Consider the following 18,141-nt stretch of genomic DNA (forward strand, 5'->3'; position numbering starts at 1 on the left):
TTTTTAACCAGGTATCTCGTTAGATTTAACATTACAAGGTTAACAACCATTCCTCATCAACAACTGGAATACCTAGTTCCTGTGCCTTAGCTAGCTTACTTCCAGCATCACTTCCTGCAACAACTAGATTGGTTTTTTTAGAGACAGAACCGGTCACCTTAGCACCAAGTTCCTCAAGTTTCGCCTTTGCTTCGCTACGTTTCAAGTGCTCTAATTTTCCTGTTAGAACAACAATTTGTCCTGATAAGGCTGCATCAGCAGAGACCTTTTTACCCAAATAAGAGAGGTTAACACCATCTTGTTCTAGTTCGCTAAGAAGCAAGCGGGCATTCTCTGTAGCAAAATAATCTCTCAGGCTCTTTGCAATAACAAGACCTAGGCCATCGATTGCAGCAATCGCTTCTTCATCAGCTTGTGATAGGGCTTGCAAGTTTTCAAAAGCTTCCATGAGCTGCTTACTTGCCTTGGCACCTACATGACGAATCCCCAATCCAAAGAGCAGTTTTTCAGCGGAATTCTGCTTAGCTGCTTGAATGGCTTCGTAAAGTTTCGTTGCTGATTTTTCCTGAAATCCTTCTAACGTCACTAAATCTGCAATCGTCAACTGGAAGATAGCAGGAATATCACTGACCAAGTCAGATGTGAAGAGTTTTTCAACGACTGATGGACCTAATCCTGTGATATTCATCGCATCTCGTGAGGCAAAATGGATCAAACGTTCCTTGAGCTGGGCTGGGCAAGAAGCATTGATACAACGCAAAGCAACTTCGTCCTCATAGTGAAGCAAGTCTCCTCCACACGATGGACAAGTCTCAGGTATCGGCATAACTTCCTGACTGTCACGTTTACTTTCTACAACCGATAGAACAGCTGGAATAATATCACCAGCCTTGTAAACAAGCACCGTATCACCGATACGAATATCTTTCTCTGCAATATAATCCACATTGTGGAGTGTTGCTCGACTAACGGTTGTTCCTGCCAGCTGAACAGGACTAAGATTAGCAGTCGGTGTTACGACACCTGTACGCCCTACTTGCCAATCAACAGAAAGCAGTTCTGCTTCTTTCTCCTCAGCAGGAAACTTGTAAGCAACTGCCCAACGAGGAGCCTTAACAGTGAAACCTAATTCCTCTTGCATCGCAAGGCTATTAACCTTAATCACCACGCCATCAATATCATAAGCCAAATGATCACGGTCTCGTCCAACCTCCTGGATAAAGTCCCAAATAGCATCCATAGAGGAAGTGATTAGGCGTCTTGGATTGACTGAAAAACCTAAGTCTGCTACCTCTTTCAACACCTCATCTTGGGTAGCTCTCTCTGTCGGACTCGCCTCTTGATAGAGGAAAGTCGCTAATTTTCTCTCAGCTACGACTGACGTATCCAACTGTCTCAAAGTTCCTGCCGCAGCATTTCTTGGATTGGCGAATTCAGTCTGACCTGACTCCTGACGCTCATTATTAAGACGCTCAAACTCTTTACGCGGAAGGTAACACTCTCCTCGAACTGTGATAGTGAGTGGTTTGTCCAGTTGAAGAGGAATATCTTGAACTCGTTTTAGGTTTTCAGTAATATTTTCACCGATTGAGCCATCACCTCGTGTTGCACCAACTTGCAAACGTCCATCAACATAAGTTAAGGAAACAGACAAGCCATCAATCTTAAGCTCAGCCATATAGCTTGCCTGAGGAAACTCAGCTTTGATTCGCTGATCAAAAGTGTCTAGTTCTTCTCGCGAAAAAGCATCCTGCAAGCTATATAGCGGATACTCATGTTCATACTTCTCAAATCCCTCCAGAATCAAACCACCTACTCGGTGCGTCGGACTGTCTGCTTGAACCAAATCTGGATGAGCTGTTTCAAGTTCTACCAACTCACGATAAAGTTTGTCGTAATCGCTATCTGAGACGGTAGGATTATCTTCTGTGTAATACTCTTTAGCATACTGGTTAAGCAAGGCTACCAGTTCTTTCATACGATTTTCCATAGCTCTATTTTATCACAGATTCCCTCTTAAAAGACAAAAAACCTTCCAAAAAGAAGGCTTATCATAGACTATATTGTAAAGTCAATACGCTCTGCGATTTTCTTAATAAGTGCAGCACCCACAAGGAGAGAAGCTAGCTCTCCTACTGCTGTTGTGAACCAAGTCAAGAAAAAAGGCAACTGACTAATGATAGTCAATTCTGCTGCAACTGTAAACATAGAAGCTGCAAAGAAAAATGAAAAGTAGACGTGCGCCTTATCCCAAAGTCCACCACAGATAGATTGACCCTTAAACTTGTCAAATAAGAAAACACCTAAAGTCACAAATACCAAGGTTGACCCTCCGCCAACAATGACATCGATCATACCAAAACTAAAGAAATTAGCAATCATACAGCCCAAAGTCACACCAATAATATACTTAAGATTGTAAAAAGCCAAGAAATTCATCATTTCCGCAAGGCGAAACTGGTAAGCACCGTAAGAAATAGCATTCAATGGTGGGGTAACCGTCAACACAACATAGATAGCTGCAACAATAGCGATTTGAACCAAATCACGGATAGAATATTTTTGCATATAAAACTCCTCTTTAGCAAAATGCTTCAATTATGCTCAGTACAAAGGGATTAAGTTACTGAGGGTTGCATTAAGCAACCTTTCTATCATATCATAAAATAAGGTACTTGAAAATAGCTATTAACTAAGTCAAGAATAGTCCTTCTCACCATATCTCGGATAAAACTGAGTACTTGCTTATAGTTATCAGTTGGTTCGCTTCACAAGGTGTGCTATAATCAGACTATGAAAAAATTAAATTCAATTTGCAAACAATTTTTCACCTCTGAAGTGTTTAAATACCTTTTCTTTGGCGTCCTGACAACCTTAGTCTATATGGGGGTTCGTCTTATCATTTTCGAGCTTATTCCAGTTGGTTCAGTCTCTGTTGTCATTGCCAATATTATTGCGATTCTTTTCGCTTTTTTTACCAATGATAAGTTTGTCTTCAACCAGACTCCAAAGGGATGGTTTGGGCGATTGGTTAAATTTTCTATCGCTAGACTATCTACCTTATTGCTAGATTTGGTAATGGCATTTCTATTAGTTGACCATTTCCCTGGAATTATCGGTCACTTTTTGACTAGCCTACCAGTCTCAAGCTATTCTACCGAGATTCTAGAAAAGGTAAATGGTATCGAAACGCTCATCAGCCAAGTTTTGATCATGGCGTTCAACTACCTCATCAGTAAACTTTTTGTTTTTAAAGACAACAATAACTAAAAAATCTGAAAGGGATAGGGATATCTCTTTCAGATTTTTTTACTCTTCTTCATCGTTTGAAAGGTGATGAATGATTGTCATAACATCGCCCTTACGTCCTTCCAATTCACCTTGTCGTAACTCTTGAATAGTGGCATTAAGAATAGCCCCATAAATCAGGATGTTTGCCAAAAAAATGAACCAAATCATGATGATAAAAAACATGACTGCTCCAAAAGTCTTGACATCGACCAAGCGTCCAAAGGTTCTAATAACATACGAGGAAATCAAACTATTAAAGAAGAACCAGACAAACGACGTCAATAGCGTCCCTGGAATAATATAGCGTATTTTCTTGATTTTTACATTCGGTAAAATAAAATACAACATTGCAATACTAGTAAAAATCACTAAACTAGTCAAAGGTTGGCTAAGATTTAAAATAATATTGGCTAACTTATCACTCAAATGATAATAGGTCATCAAAATCTGCAAGATCGCTTTAAGGAACGTTGATGCCATTACCGCAAAAGTCAAGAGAAAGAGAATGAGAACACTGGTCACAACTCCAATCAGATGACTAATCACAAAATCACGGTGTTCTGACACCCCATAGGCTTTATTGATTGCCTTTTGAAGCGATGATAGACTCTTAGACATCGTCCACAGAGCCGTAAGTGTCGCAATCCCAAGTAAGCTACTTGATGGCCTTGAAAAAATATTAATCGCAAGACCTGACAAGGTCTGATACAACTGAGCAGGTAGGTACTCCTTCATTACCTTTAACATGTCTGTAATGTCAAGATTGAGATAGGGAAATAAGTTGGTTGCAATCACTAAAAGTGGAAAAATGGTCAGCAAGAGGTAATAGGCTACTGCAACAGCTGATATGTCCATCTCTGCACTGCGATAATGAGCTAAAAAGACCTGTAGTGGATGCCACTCAAGCCTTTCCCAAAGCTTATCAAAAAGCCGTTTTCGGTTCATTTTAATAGGTTCTTTCTTCACCTTGACTTGTCAAGATACGTGGACCATCTTTTGTGATGACAAATTGATGCTCGTACTGGCATGACAGACCGCCATCCAAGGTCTTATGGGCCCAACCTGTCTCCATATCCGTATCAATTTCCCAAGTTCCTGTATTAATCATTGGTTCAATTGTAAGAACCATCCCTTCTTTCAAACGAAGCCCACGACCAGCTACGCCATAGTTTGGCACCATTGGCTCTTCGTGCATGGTTGGACCAACACCGTGACCAACCAAATCACGAACAACTCCGTAACCACGACTCTCTGCGTACTCTTGGATAGCAGCTCCAATATCACCGATACGGTTACCGACAACAGCCTGTTCAATACCGAGGTACATGGCTTCACGGGTAACTTCCATAAGTGACTTAACCTCGTCAGATGGTGTTCCAATCGCATAGGCCCAGCATGAATCTGCCAAACCACCGGTATAATTTTCAGTGTATTCTTTCAACTGCGCAACGTTGTTAAAATCAAGTTTTGACACGTCCACAACAGATTTATCAAGAGGTTCTGAAAGTACCATGTCAACCTTCAACAAATCGCCATCTTTCAAAATATAGTGACGTGGAAAGGCGTGAGCCACCTCATCATTAAGCCCACAACAAGTCGCATAAGGGTAGTCCATCAAACTACCATCAACGCCGATTTGAAGGGGAAGAACATTCTCTTCTTTACAACGACGACGAACGTACTCTTCAACCTCCCACATGTCAACACCTGGTTTCAATAAGTCACGCAAGCCAATATGAATAGATGCTAGGAAATCTCCCGCTCTATCCATTGCTTCAATCTCACGCGCTGATTTTAATGTAATCATTCTAGCTTTTCTCCTTTTATTATCAATTCATTTTCGTTGTCACAAGTCCTTTGACGACCAATTGGTAGCCATGACGGATTTCAAAATCAATGATTGCACTACGACGACTTTCTGTCATCAACTTTGGTGTAATGCAAAGGTCATCCTCAATTTGAACAGCCTTTAAAAAGTATAACATCATTTGCTCAATAATGATATTCTTTTGGTATTTTTTCCGTAGAACACGGATAGAGATTTCTTTTAAATACTCTGTCAAAATCCCATAAGATATAGAGCCTACGGCATCCATCATCGATGGTTCAACAGTAAAGTAATAATTTCCCTTATCTTCTTTAAGGTTACTCAGTATCTGCTCACTGTAGGTATGCAGGTGGGTCCCTTCCATTTCTTGAAGCTCCGCCATAACACGGCGGCGTGTGATCACACCGAGCAGTTTTTGATCTTCACCTACAACGGGCATCATGTCAAAATCATCTTGCATCATTTTTTGATTGATGTTAGCCAGGCTGATGGTAGGCTTGGCTAGGTGGGGATTTTTAGTCATTAGTTTATCAATGCTAACACTCAACGCCTTAGATGACACATCCCTCATCGTGACCACACCCACTACCATATCATGTTGGTTAATAACGGGAAAACGGATGTTTCCTGTTCGCTTAGATAATTGCTGGTAATCACGTACCGTGTCAGTATCCTTCAGGTACCCATAGTCATAGGCGCTATGATAGACTTGATTAACCGTTTTTAGATCCTCTTTGATACGTAGGTTCGCAAGGGCGTTATTGATCATAGTCGCAACGGTAAAGGTATCATAATTGCTGACCATGACGGGAATGTTGTGAGCATTTGACACGGTAAGGACACGATTAGAGACCTCAAAGCCTCCTGTTACCAGAATGGCATTGTGATTCTCTAGGGCAATCAATTGGATATCCTCTCGGTCACCAACAATCAACAAGCCTCCTTTGACAAGATAGCGATGGATATTTTCTCTCGTCATCGCACCAATAGAAAACTTGCTAAACTCATGTCCAAGTCCTTGATGACCTGAAACAACCTTAGAGTCTGAAATATGGGCTATTTCAGCATAGGTTAGGCGATCAAGAGGACGACTCTCTTTTTTTTCGATACGAACCGTTCCACTACGTGGACGTGTTTCAACAATCCCTCGATTTTCTGCTTCCTTAATCGCACGGTAGGCGGTTCCATCGCTGACTCGCAAATGATTCGAAATGCTACGAACACTCACGCGCTTACCAATCTCTAGATTTTCTAAGTAGTCTAAAATTTCCTGATGTTTACTCATGTCATATCATCCTTTTTCAGTTCAAACCTAAAATAATCCCTCATTTTATGTGTATAGCGGTCGCTTCCTTTATAGTGTTTCACTAAATGAAAACCTGCTTTTTGAGCCACTACCTGACTAGCAACATTTTCTTGATGCGTAATAATGATAAGCTTTTGAAACCCGATAGCATCGAAGGCTATTTCAGACAAGGTCCGCAAGGTTTCAGTCATTATCCCCTTGCCCCAATGACTTCTTTTCACAAAATAGCCAATCTCAGCCCACCCTTTACTCGCTTGTATGCTCTCAAGGTTAATCATGCCTAGAAATTCCTGACTTGACTTATCAAAAATAGCCCACTTTCCTAATGGTTCTTTCAAAAAATAATGCACCAGCAGATAGTCACTTTCAAAGCGACTTGCTCGGGCTGGAAAAATAAAAGGAAGATTGTCAGGATCTCTGGTCAATTCATAAAAATCCGAAGCATCTTTAAAAGATACGGGTTTTAATAGGAGACCTTGGGTCTCTATCTCTGAAAATCGTGCTAAGTTCACCCAAATATCCATTTAACTTCCTTTCCTCCTCATCATTGTTCGTCTTGGTATTGTTATATTATAGCATAATTAAAACAGTTTTTATAGATGGATTGGTAAGCGATAAAGCTAGATTTCTTATAGAGATTTTCAGCCAAGTTACAACAAAAAACTCCTGAAGGAATCTACCACCTTCAAGAGCTTCTTATTAGCGTAAATAACGTACCAAGGAATAAACAACCGCTAGAGTCACTAGGGTCACAACAACAAGATAGAAAATAGAATGTCTATTTTTTTCCTTTTCAGGCTTCTCATAACGCGCCTTATCAATTTTTTCAAGAATATCTTGCTCTAGTAGTTCATTCTTTTTTGACATGGATAGCCTCCTTAATCGCCTAACAGACGACGGTAATTTTCGGGATTATCCTGTCCAAGTCCCTGTCTTTGTTGCTTAACAAGATCTTGAATGTGGCTAATCTCTGATAGATACTGGACTAGTTGTTCCGGTTTATCGGATTGGAAACAATTATCAGCTAGTGTTAGTTGAGGGTTATGAGATGTTTTATCGAAGGCCAAAACGAGCTGATTGTACTCAAAGGCCTGACGTACTGCCGATAAGATTTCACTGCCGTGATTGATGTCCAAATAGATTGAACAAGTCTCAAATAAGCGTCTCACCTGATCTTGGGCTATATTGGGATAGAGATGAACATTATCATACTGAGCAAATCCCATCAAATAAGGCGACATCTCCGTCAAGGCACCAATGTGAAATTGATAGTTAGGCAAGGAGGTTACCAAGAACTCCAAGTGTTCTAACTGATCTGAATTGGTTAAAGTGAGAATCTTCTGTTGACCACTATTTTCTGATTTTTCAGGGTAGAGGTAGCCTAGATAAGAGACACGTTTCTTTTCTTCCTCCGATAACAGTAACTGCATCTTATCATAAGTTGCTTTATCTTGAACGATAACACGTTTGCTACGATGGGTACGCCCTGATAGGATGATTCTCATATTTCCAGGAACGTCTTCTCCAATAGTCTCCTGCCAGAATAAAATATCGTCTCCAGGTAAATCGAGATAGTAAGAAATCATAAAAGGCATCGCCAATGAATTATACCAAATAGCACTGAGGTCCAGACCTGATTCTTTCAAGTAAAAGAGAATGAAATCAAGTTTTTTGGTAAAATGATGCACCTTGTCTTTCCAGTTCAATAAGATAGCACCTGTTCGTAAATTTTCTATTAGGACTTCTTCTTGAGCCTGCGTCAGATAGGTTTTAAATAAACCTTGCTGCTTATCATCAAAATAGGTTTTTGCAAAAACCCATCCTGATTGATTGTAATGTTCTGACAGACGGACTTGACCTTTCTTATCTAACCAATCAACAGTCTTTACAAATCGGAGGTGACTTGGCTCATGATAGAAAATATCAGCCATTTTATCACTTTTGTTCCAGATTTCTCCCTTGGTATTATTGCCTGTAATCTGCCAGTAGTCGGGTACACGAATTTGATTAAAATACCTTGCCTTACCTTGTCCTACAGACATGCCACAAAAGTAGCTATAAGGTGAGGTAACACCTTCTGGCAAACAACCATCATCATTGAGCAAGACTGTTGTGCCAGATAAGCCTGCTGTTTCCAAAGAATAGTGCAAATCTAAGGTTTCTTGATTTAACCATTCAAATAATCTAATCATGGATAATCTCCTTCACAAATATTGTCCACTGCTCTTCCAAACGGTCATCTAAGAAGGCTGACGCTTTTTGGTAGGAATATTCATAGGTTGATTGACGATAGAGATTCTTGTAAAACAAGACAATCTTTTCAGAAAAAGCTTCTGCAATTCGGCTAGCTTCATCTGGTTCTTGACGTGGAATCAGGTAACCATTTTTCCCATCATCTACAAAGGTCTGATTACCATAAGGAACATCCAAACCAATCAAAGGAAGACCTGAACCAACTGCTTCCATTAAGGTCAAGCCAAATCCCTCACTGGTAGAAGCTGTCAAGTAGAGCTCATAATCTTGATAAATCTCTGTTAGATCCTGATGCCCCATCAAACGAATATAATCTTGTGCACCCGCCTCTGCTATCATCTTGGTGAGCGGTTGACGTTGGCCACCCTCTCCATAAATATCAAAGGTCAATTGTGGCAGTTGACGATGGGCTTTAATGACAGCTTGAACTAACCAATCAATATGCTTTTCACCTGCTAATCGTGACCCTGTGACCATTGAGAAGGGTTTTCGACTACTCAATGGACGGCGTAGCTTATCAAGACTCCCTACTGGAATACTGTAGATAGCTGGACGAAACGGCGTGTACTTTTTAAACTGCTCTTCTAAGACTTCTTTTTGTCTCTGGGTAGAGGTGATAAAGGCATCTACCTTATCAGCATGGCTAAATTGATATTCGTAGTAGTTATTCCAAAGAATAGTCTGATCTGTCGTTGCTTTAACGCTAAAGTGCTCTGCATGGATGACGACTGCTAGCTTAGCCTTACCTTTATGTTCAAAAATGGTCTGCCCAATACCTGTCGCACGATCCAACAAAATCAAATCTTTTTCAGTCAGCTGCAACTGATCTAGAAAACGTGCCACCAAATCATCCTTAGAGTAGCACATGCCATCAGCAAAACGAAAGAGACTGGTCTGATCTGAGTTCAAAAACTCCTCGTAAGCAATACTTCTATCCTTGTTATAAAAACTACGTTTATAACAAGCTAAACGGTCTTCTTCCTTAGCATAATACTCACTAAACAGCTTAGCATCGGTGTAATAATCTTTACGAAATAGGACTCCTTGCGATAGGTACTCCACACGCTGAACCAAGCCTTCCTCTACCTTATGTAAAAAGGCAACCACTTGCAAATCCGTTCCGTCAAAAGAATAGCGAACCAGGTTCCCTTGAGCTACTTTTGAAGTGACAGGAGCAGAAAAACTCTCTTCTAAAGCAGCCAAAGTATAGGTTGACTCCACCACTTTTTGGTCTGTAAAAGCACTGTAGAGCCAGATGATTTCATCATCTTTAAAACCGATATTTGATGTAAAGTGCTGTAGATTTTCAGATTGGAAAAAGTCTGTAAAGACAAACTTGGCTGTCATCCCCAAGCGTCTCAACACACCTGCACGATAGGCTTGAGCATACTCAACACCACTACTTGCCCAGCCGATACCCAAGTTGATATTATAAATTGTCATGATACTCCCATTTTCTATACAAAGTAAATAGAATAGCCCTTTTGGCTGTCGCCTTCGATTGTACTTAACATCATGTGACGCACGGCTAAATCTTTCACCTCTTGTGACATTTTATCGTAAGAGATAAGTGAGTCGTGATAGTATTCTGATAAGGAATCTCTCTGCGCTAAAGCTCGCATTGTCACGATACCTTTTAACTGCTGCAAATTATCTACTTGCTCAATCCAACACTCATCAATGGCTTTTAAAACTGAGAGTCGGTAAAACTCTGCCATTTTTTCCTCGTTTTGAAAAATAGCGGCTTTCTTATCCAACTCTTCTCTGACAATGGTCCATATAAAATCAGATACGATTTTTGGATCAAAAGAGCGTGGGAAAAAGCGAAAACGATAGGTATAATTATCCAGCAGATAACGGCGTAAATCACGCTCTGTCAAATTCGGATGAGTCGCCAAATAATGGCTAATCGAATCTGTTACAATCTCTTTAATTTTCCCTGATAGGTCCGCTTCATTATAGATTAAACGATCACGTAAAGCATAGATTTTTTGACGTTGCACACGTAGACTCTCATCAAACTGAATCGTATTTTCACGCGCCGAGACAGCCTTATCTTCACTCTTTTGTTGGGCTAAACTAATGGCACGATGATAGCGACGACTAGTCAGTTCATAGCCATAGTTAGCACGCTCAGTATGGTTATTCTTCTCAAAATAACGATTCAAACGCTTGCCACCATGCTGCACCAAGAGTTCATCCTCCAACGAGACAAAAAATTGACTCATTCCAGGATCACCTTGTCTCCCTGCACGTCCACGTAACTGCCAGTCCACACGACTATTAGGCATTCGTTCGGTACCTACAACCGCTAGCCCTCCTAACTCTGCGACCCCTTCACCGAGTTTAATATCCGTTCCACGGCCAGCCAAAGAAGTAGCAACCGTGACAGCACCTAACTGCCCCGCCTCTTGAATGATCAAAGCCTCTTTGGCCAAGTTTTTAGCTGTCAAAGTATTATGGGCAATACCTTCTTGGAGAAGCATTCGTGAGTAAATCTCTGCAATATCAACAGTCCCTGATACTAGCAAAATAGGCTGTCCCGTTGCATGAAGTTCCTTGACGTAAGAAATAGTTGCGTAGAGCTTCTCAGGTAGGGTGGTATAGATACGATCAGGATAATCTATCCTCTGAACGGGTGAATTGGTAGGAACCACAATAACAGGGACCTTATAGGTAGCAATAAGCTCATCCTCTGCTATTTTTCCTGTCCCCGTCATCCCAGAGAGTTTCGGGAACATGTTAAAAAGACTTTGATAGGTCACTGAACCCATAGCACGTGATTCTTTGGTCAATTTAACATTTTCCTTAGTCTCGATAGCTTGGTGAATCCCTGACTGCAATCGAGTTCCTTCAAGGAGACGACCTGTACGGTTATCTAAGAGTTTAACCTCGTCTTCGTCAACAACATAGTCTCGATCTTTTTGATACAAATGCTGCGCCCTAAGAGCCAGATTGATATGACGATTTAATTCATAAGACTTATTGTCATAAAGGTCATCAATATCAAAAAACTCTTCAGCGTAGGCTATCCCAGCACCTGTTAGATAGACAATCTTTTTATCCTTGTCGTGCTTGTATTCTTCCTCTTCTTGTAAGGTTAAAACAAACTGATTACAGATATGAAACAGGTTGGATTGAACGCGCGGTTGGCCTGAGATGATGAGAGGAGTTTGAGCATTATCAAGCAGGACCGCATCCGCCTCATCCACAATAACATAGTTAAAAGGACGTAAAAATTTATCCGCCTGCGATCCTGACAAGTTGTCTATCAAGTAATCAAATCCTAAGGCTGTACTAGTTGAGTACATGATATCTGATCCGTAAATCTGACGTTTTTCTGCTGCAGAAATATCTTCGTCCTCATCAAAGACACCAACACCTACTGTCAATCCCATCCATCGATAGACACGCCCCATTTCCTGGGCATCACGTCTTGCTAGGTACTCATTTGTCGTTACTAGAATAGCCCCTTTACCTGACAAGGCATTCAAATAAAGAGGGAGAGTTGCTGTAAGGGTCTTTCCCTCTCCCGTCTTCATTTCAGCGATATTACCTTGGTGCATAGCTATAGCACCAATGACTTGAACATCATAGGGGTATTTCCCAAGGACGCGCTTATCGGCCTCTCGGATGGCTGCAAAGGCATCTGGCAGTATGCCATCTAATGTTTCACCAGCATCTAAGCGTTGGCGAAATACATCTGTTTGTTGCTGCAGTTCTTGATCACTCAAAGCTGCATAATAGTCCGCCCTTTGATTGACCTTGGATAAGATCCGACGTATTTTTCTTAATTTATAACGATTAAGCAGTGTTTCTTTTTGTTTAACTGCCACTATATCCTCCTATTACTCCAAACCAATAAGTCCTCGAATAATATCAAGTTCCTCTGGAAGGTCCTCTTTCTGATAAGAAGCTATCTGCTCCCTTTCAACAACCTCTTCTTGTTCCTGATAAAGTGCTAAGTTTCTAAATTGCAAACGGTGGCAACCAGCACTCCGTACTGTTATCTGATAAGTAAAGGTATCATCTGGACAGGTAAATTGGTGTTGACCAACACGTAAAACTTGTGACGAAATACCTTCGTTTTGACGATTGAAAAAATCCAGTTCCAAATAATAACGATTGGCCGGTGACGTTTCTAAATCTGCTACTAGCTCATAAGATTTTCCTGGCTCTAACAAAGGAAGTTGTGGTGAGAAGCGATTTCCCTGATAGTTCGTCCTAGAAACAAAACTTACAATAGGCTTACCTGAGGCTAGGCGCTCATTGTCAAACACGACATAATCGTCGTAAAAATCAATCTTTGAACCATAGAGATAAGCACCATCTTTTCTCATTTCAGTCCATTCTAGACGTTTGAGTAAGGTCCTAGTTGTCATGGCGATCAAATCCTTCCTTTAGCATATTTCGATATTGTCTCTTAAACCAACGATTGATTGCAGGGCTATTATCATTGTGGCGACCTTCGTAGCCCTTAGTGTAGATATGAGCTCCTTTATCTGATAGGTTTTCTAACAACTTCTCAGTTGCTGTCCCATCATAATCATCTTGCTCCATATAAGCGATCGCAAACTTAGTCGATGGAAACTCTGATTGGTCAAAACGGTCCCAAAAACGTTGATTAAGACGCTCAACACTTCCTTGATCAATCCCTCCTTCGATGTTACGAAGAACATCACCGATTGTTTCAAATTCATAAGGACGTTTCAACTTCATACCCAAGGCAACATCACCGACATTAGCAAAGGGTTTACCAATTACGACACCATAAGGGTTAAAATCAGAGGCATAATACAAGGCCCCGTAAGTCCCCATAGAAAGTCCCGATAGAATCATCTGGTGTGAATCAAATCCAAGATAGTCTAAAGAGTCCTTGATGGCACGTCTCATCTGGTCTTCTAATTCCTGACTGCCCGAATAAAAACCGCCACCTTCTAACCTTGGGTCACCGATTAGGATAAAAGGCGCCTTGAATGATTTCATCATAAAGAAACCTTCAAACCCTTCTGCAGCACGGAAACCAGAAAAATAAACGTTTAAAGGCGGTTTTAAATCACCTGGATTAAAGTAATAAATCAATTCTTGACGCTTTTGATCGTTGAAACGCTGTCCACCTAAAACAAACCGACCTAGCCCCATTCGTGAATAGCGCCAATGCATAGGTCCGAATTTCAGCAATCCCTGCCCTTTGGCAAAGATTGTAACGGCATAAAACCCTACGGTTTCATTGGCTTCTAGAACGTAAGGCTCTACCATATCGTCCTCCCTTAAACGAATAGGGGGTAACATCTCATAGAGACTCCCTCTGACAAAGGGAACAATCTCAATTTCAATCTGGCAATCCCCTTCCTTGATATACTCCTGCCACAACTCCAAAGAAACTGGAAATGACGATAAGTTATACCGATAGGTAAACAAGGACTGGTAATCCTCACCAAAGTTCCCTTCAAAACATGCTGCAACGTGTCCTTCATAATAGACTTGCCCATCAAAATTAGGATTAGGGTCAATATCAGGAATCTTCAATTTGGCACCATATTGGCTTTCAAAAAGATTTAAATAAAGAAACTGCATGGTTTCTTGAGGACCTGCCTCTACAGGCAGCTCTGTCAATACCTTACGTTTGAAAATCCCAAATCGATTAAAAGAAGTGAAAGTCAATCCTGGCAAATGAAACAGGGCATAAGCCTCGACTGTATCGACCAACCCTTCTAGGCTACTTTCTGCTACCTCACTCGTTAACAAAATACCATCGAAATGCAGTCTAACCGTCGGCATCTCTACAGTATCCTGTGATGGTGCTTGTTTTGCAAGTAGCTTCTCTAACTCCGTTTGACGCAAGTCTGCTAAAAAAGAATCCACTTCATGAGAAGGACAATAAAGCCATTCCAAATCATCTGGAAGGTCTAAGTCAGCGTTCCAGCTGTGATCTCCAATTTGTAAAATCTTCATCTTGTCCCCCTTTCATTTTCTAAGAGCGTCAGCCATTCCGCCAATAGTCGCCCGCTCGTGTAGTCACCCATTTTCTGAACAGCGTAGACCAAAGAGCGGTTCCAATTCGCTAGACCATCAAAATAATACTGAACAGCTTGGTCCAACTGGTTAAAATCATCTAAAATCCAACCATTTTCCTGATGGGTCACGTAGTCAGACTTTACTGCATTGATTTGTGGAATTCCTGCGCTAAGACTTGCAATCTGAGTATAGGTATCAGGCTCTTGCCCCAAGTCTAAGACTAAACGAGCAGTGTCTAAATGGCTAATAAGCTGGTTTTCATTTGTCAAAACAGCAATTGAAACGCGCTTGTTCTCAAGCTCCTCTTCCTCCTCAAGATGATTTTCACTGGTATCATCCCCCAAGGTATAGAAGTTGGCTGGATTGAAATAAGTCTCTATCTTCTTAGCAATCAGCTTCAATAACTTATCTTGATCCAGACCTGTGTCAAAGCTAACCAGCTGCAATTGAATCAATGGATTGGTTTCCATGGCTGCTAGTAAGGTCATTAAAACCTGTTCCAACTCTTCTGCTGTGATAGTATCGATATAAAAGTAAACAATCAATTCTTTGATCGTTTGGCTTCGTCCCAATCTCAAACGAGTATCAAAAGTAGAAAGACGGGTCATGGTAACACCTGAGACTCCTAGTCTTTCAGCCACCTCTTTAAATCTCATTTCCTCTGATTCTGTATCAATAACAACTAAGCTAGCTGCTTCCAAGGAGGTTTTCAATTCTTCTGTCGGTTCTAAAGGATAGCGACGATTGAAAAACGACAGAATTTTGCTTTGGTTTGGAAATGTTTCTTCAATTAGGTGATTATGCTGCTTATGAGCAGAAATAACCATCGTATCATCATCAGTCACCTTAGCTGAAAAAACAGCTAACCGCTCCACAATCAAATCCTTCCAAGTCGCATAAGATAGCTGTCTAAAAGAGTTATCGGCATTCGGATTTACGACTATCCCTTCATCTCCTTGTAGCCACTCACGAACCTGCCAAACACCATTAGGATTTAAGTAATCCTGATAGTATTCATGACCCTGTTCATCAAAATACAAAACGCTCGATACAAACCCACGATCATCAAAAACATAATGATAGTGTGGCTGATTGTCTTTTTGAAATTCAATACGAAGGAGATTCCCATTTTCTGCAAAATGGATATAAGCTAACAGACGATTACCTTGTAGAGCTAGAACTGCAAAAGGACTGTACACAAAATGGGTATCTGATGGCCAATTTAAAGATTTGTAAGAAATAGGATTGGTCGTTTTGGAAGAGATGTTTTGGATATCGTCAAAGAATGACCAGTAGTCCGTTCCCAAAATGTCCTGCTTATGCAAAAAGTAACGAAGCTGCGGCTGATAGTTCAAAATCAGAAGCTGAGCCGCTTCTTTCGACTGACGAAACATTTTAAGTTGATTGATAGTATCATCAAAAGTCATGCGTTCAAACACCCGAAACCAAAGTGGGGTTTCATCATACCAAGGACGATTGTTGTTATACCACGACGGAATAAAATAGAACACCGTAACCTCCTATAAAAGATCTTTGTATTTTTTCCAGTTAGACAAGGTTGTCACTTGCTCAATGACAGTCATCATAAGACTGATAACGATAAAAATATTACTGATTAATAAGGCTAAGCTCGTCTTACCAGACTGACCCACCAAGAAAAAGAGGGGACCAGCTCCCATAAAAATAACTAGAACAGCACCAATTTGCATCAAGATATTGAGTTTCTTCTGGATGTACTGCTGGGTTGGTTTTCCTGGTTTAACATGTTCAATATAGTCACCGTTATTTCGCATATTTTTGGCAATATCATAAGCATCATAATTGTAATATGTAAATCCAATTGCCAAAAGATAGAGAATAATAGCATAGATGATGACACCTGGAAGACTTGATAAACTCGTATTGAGAGCAAGATAATTTAAAACAGGCTGCTCCGGGAATAGGTTAAGTAAGCCCGAGAAAATGATTGGTGGTAGCAACATCAATGTCATCCCATACATAAAGGGCATACCACTGGCAGGCATTATACGAATCGGTAAGTAAGTATCTTTCGTCAAATGATTGCTAACGCTGATACGTCTCACTGGAATACGATATTCCGCACGATAGGTCAAGACAGCAATCATAGTCAACAAGCATAGACAACTCAAAAAGATAAAAAGTTGGACCACTAACATAGGCCCTGAAGCTGTATTATCTTGAAAAAATTGATTCAAGTTAGTGAAGAAGGATAGTATCATGTTCGTTATCACGATAATCATCATTCCACCAAAACCTTTGGCGCTATTCATATTTCCTAGCCATATTAAAACATAGGCACCTGTTATCATCAGAATCATGGTGACAATACGGGGTAAGATGGGAAAGGACAATCCCAGCAAACTCACTGGGGTAAATGTAGTGCCACTTGTTAATCCAAAAGCTTGAATAATGGCGATAATCAAGGTAAATCCCATTCGGTAAACATTCAATTGTTTTGTTGTTAGCTCTTTGAATAAACCAAATACGGTAAAAAAGCGCCAGATGATCATTCCTGTCATCCAAGGACCAATTCCAAGTGAAAAAAGAGTGATTTTTGTCAATTCTCCACCTGTAACAGCTGCCATATTTGCAAGAAGTGTCTGTGTTTTCATTACTGTAAGCATTCCTGAATTCAAGGCAACTGTTGATACTGGTACGCTACGACCTACCATATAAACAAAGAGGATTAAGACGGTCCAAAGCGTTCTCTGAACCAATTTTGAACTTTTTAATTTTGTAAACATCTCGACCTATTTCTAGTAGTTTTTTCCTATTTATTATAACAAAAAGCAACCTCTATGAATAGCAAATGTCATCCTTTTATTAAAATTTATGAGTCACTAAAATGAGATATTTCGTTTTAAATAAGCACTCTCCCTTACTTTCCTTTTATAATATTGCTAAAACCTATACTATCCAAAAGTTTTTTTCTGATAATTATCATCTAAACTATTACTCATTTTCAATGCTATTTTTAATGACTGATACCAATTAAAAATAACCTAATTTACTGTAGATCTTATCATTTTAAAACCAAAAAATCCCCCAGACTTAGGAACTTTACCTAAAGAATGGAGGTTTTTTCTTATTTGAAAAATTAGTTATCTTTATCTTCTTTACGACGTTTGAAGATTAAACCAGTCGCTGCTAGCAGAGCTGCTCCAATATAGGCAAGACCTGATTCTTTCTCACCTGTTGCTGGAAGGCTAGCTTTGGCAGATGCTTTTGCTGCTGGAGCTACTGTTGTTGGTTTAGTAGCAGTCGGTTGTCCGGTTGATGTATCAACTACTGGATTCTTGATAACATTTCCTGATTCGTCAACGTAGTGAACTACCACGTCACCTTTCGATTTTTGAGGTGTTTGTGACTCTGAATGAACAGAACTGCTTGATGCACTTGCTGACTCTGAACTTGAAAGTGATTC

At 40.3% G+C, this 18,141-nt stretch carries 16 protein-coding genes and 1 riboswitch; of the genes, 1 reads left to right on the plus strand and 15 read right to left on the minus strand.

Features of this window, described 5'->3' with window-relative positions:
- Positions 1–31: 31 nt before the first annotated feature.
- Positions 32–1,990 (minus strand): NAD-dependent DNA ligase LigA, encoded by a 1,959-nt coding sequence (ligA, locus tag JOC31_RS04885; protein ID WP_205017048.1) that lies wholly within the window; start codon positions 1,988–1,990, stop codon positions 32–34.
- A gap of 68 nt (positions 1,991–2,058) precedes the next feature.
- Positions 2,059–2,568, minus strand: a complete 510-nt coding sequence (locus JOC31_RS04890) for a QueT transporter family protein (protein ID WP_205017049.1) — start codon at positions 2,566–2,568, stop codon at positions 2,059–2,061.
- Positions 2,566–2,664, minus strand: a riboswitch (PreQ1 riboswitch). Its footprint overlaps the gene before it by 3 nt.
- Before the next feature lie 129 nt (positions 2,665–2,793).
- On the opposite strand from JOC31_RS04890, the gene JOC31_RS04895 reads away from it, so the two are divergent.
- Positions 2,794–3,270: a GtrA family protein gene (locus JOC31_RS04895; RefSeq protein ID WP_205017050.1), complete on the plus strand. Its 477-nt coding sequence runs from the start codon at positions 2,794–2,796 to the stop codon at positions 3,268–3,270.
- A 39-nt stretch (positions 3,271–3,309) separates the two neighbouring features.
- On the opposite strand, the gene JOC31_RS04900 is transcribed toward JOC31_RS04895, so the two are convergent.
- From JOC31_RS04900 to JOC31_RS04960, 13 genes are all read right to left on the minus strand, one after another.
- Entirely contained in the window at positions 3,310–4,236 is a 927-nt protein-coding gene (locus JOC31_RS04900) for a YihY/virulence factor BrkB family protein (RefSeq protein WP_205017051.1), read from the minus strand.
- A gap of 1 nt (position 4,237) precedes the next feature.
- A complete protein-coding gene (locus JOC31_RS04905) occupies positions 4,238–5,098 on the minus strand; it encodes a methionyl aminopeptidase (protein WP_205017052.1) in 861 nt (286 codons plus the stop codon).
- A 22-nt stretch (positions 5,099–5,120) separates the two neighbouring features.
- Complete coding sequence (spxR, locus tag JOC31_RS04910; RefSeq protein WP_205017053.1) at positions 5,121–6,404, minus strand: CBS-HotDog domain-containing transcription factor SpxR; 1,284 nt, start codon at positions 6,402–6,404, stop codon at positions 5,121–5,123.
- Positions 6,401–6,949: a GNAT family N-acetyltransferase gene (locus JOC31_RS04915; RefSeq protein WP_205017054.1), complete on the minus strand. Its 549-nt coding sequence runs from the start codon at positions 6,947–6,949 to the stop codon at positions 6,401–6,403. Before JOC31_RS04915 ends, spxR begins: the two co-directional genes overlap by 4 nt.
- A 175-nt stretch (positions 6,950–7,124) precedes the next feature.
- Complete coding sequence (locus tag JOC31_RS04920; RefSeq protein WP_205017055.1) at positions 7,125–7,292, minus strand: hypothetical protein; 168 nt, start codon at positions 7,290–7,292, stop codon at positions 7,125–7,127.
- Positions 7,293–7,303: 11 nt separating this feature from the next.
- The gene (gene gtfB / locus JOC31_RS04925) at positions 7,304–8,617 is read right to left on the minus strand and encodes an accessory Sec system glycosylation chaperone GtfB (protein WP_205017056.1); all 1,314 of its coding nucleotides are present in this window, start codon (positions 8,615–8,617) and stop codon (positions 7,304–7,306) included.
- Positions 8,610–10,121, minus strand: a complete 1,512-nt coding sequence (gene gtfA / locus JOC31_RS04930) for an accessory Sec system glycosyltransferase GtfA (RefSeq protein WP_205017057.1) — start codon at positions 10,119–10,121, stop codon at positions 8,610–8,612. The genes gtfB and gtfA overlap by 8 nt, the downstream gene beginning before the upstream one ends.
- A 14-nt stretch (positions 10,122–10,135) precedes the next feature.
- Positions 10,136–12,514 (minus strand): accessory Sec system translocase SecA2, encoded by a 2,379-nt coding sequence (gene secA2 / locus JOC31_RS04935; RefSeq protein WP_455430851.1) that lies wholly within the window; start codon positions 12,512–12,514, stop codon positions 10,136–10,138.
- 12 nt (positions 12,515–12,526) lie between these two features.
- Positions 12,527–13,060 (minus strand): accessory Sec system protein Asp3, encoded by a 534-nt coding sequence (gene asp3, locus JOC31_RS04940; RefSeq protein WP_205017058.1) that lies wholly within the window; start codon positions 13,058–13,060, stop codon positions 12,527–12,529.
- Complete coding sequence (gene asp2, locus JOC31_RS04945; RefSeq protein ID WP_205017059.1) at positions 13,050–14,633, minus strand: accessory Sec system protein Asp2; 1,584 nt, start codon at positions 14,631–14,633, stop codon at positions 13,050–13,052. The genes asp3 and asp2 overlap by 11 nt, the downstream gene beginning before the upstream one ends.
- Positions 14,630–16,207 carry an accessory Sec system protein Asp1 gene (gene asp1, locus JOC31_RS04950; RefSeq protein WP_205017060.1) on the minus strand — a complete coding sequence of 526 codons (1,578 nt, stop codon included), beginning with the start codon at positions 16,205–16,207 and terminating at the stop codon, positions 14,630–14,632. The genes asp2 and asp1 overlap by 4 nt, the downstream gene beginning before the upstream one ends.
- Before the next feature lie 9 nt (positions 16,208–16,216).
- Positions 16,217–17,461: an accessory Sec system protein translocase subunit SecY2 gene (gene secY2, locus JOC31_RS04955; protein ID WP_205017061.1), complete on the minus strand. Its 1,245-nt coding sequence runs from the start codon at positions 17,459–17,461 to the stop codon at positions 16,217–16,219.
- A gap of 353 nt (positions 17,462–17,814) precedes the next feature.
- Positions 17,815–18,054: an LPXTG cell wall anchor domain-containing protein gene (locus JOC31_RS04960; protein ID WP_205017063.1), complete on the minus strand. Its 240-nt coding sequence runs from the start codon at positions 18,052–18,054 to the stop codon at positions 17,815–17,817.
- Positions 18,055–18,141: the final 87 nt, after the last annotated feature.

The sequence above is a fragment of the Streptococcus saliviloxodontae genome (assembly GCF_016908655.1).
GTDB classification, from domain to species: domain Bacteria; phylum Bacillota; class Bacilli; order Lactobacillales; family Streptococcaceae; genus Streptococcus; species Streptococcus saliviloxodontae.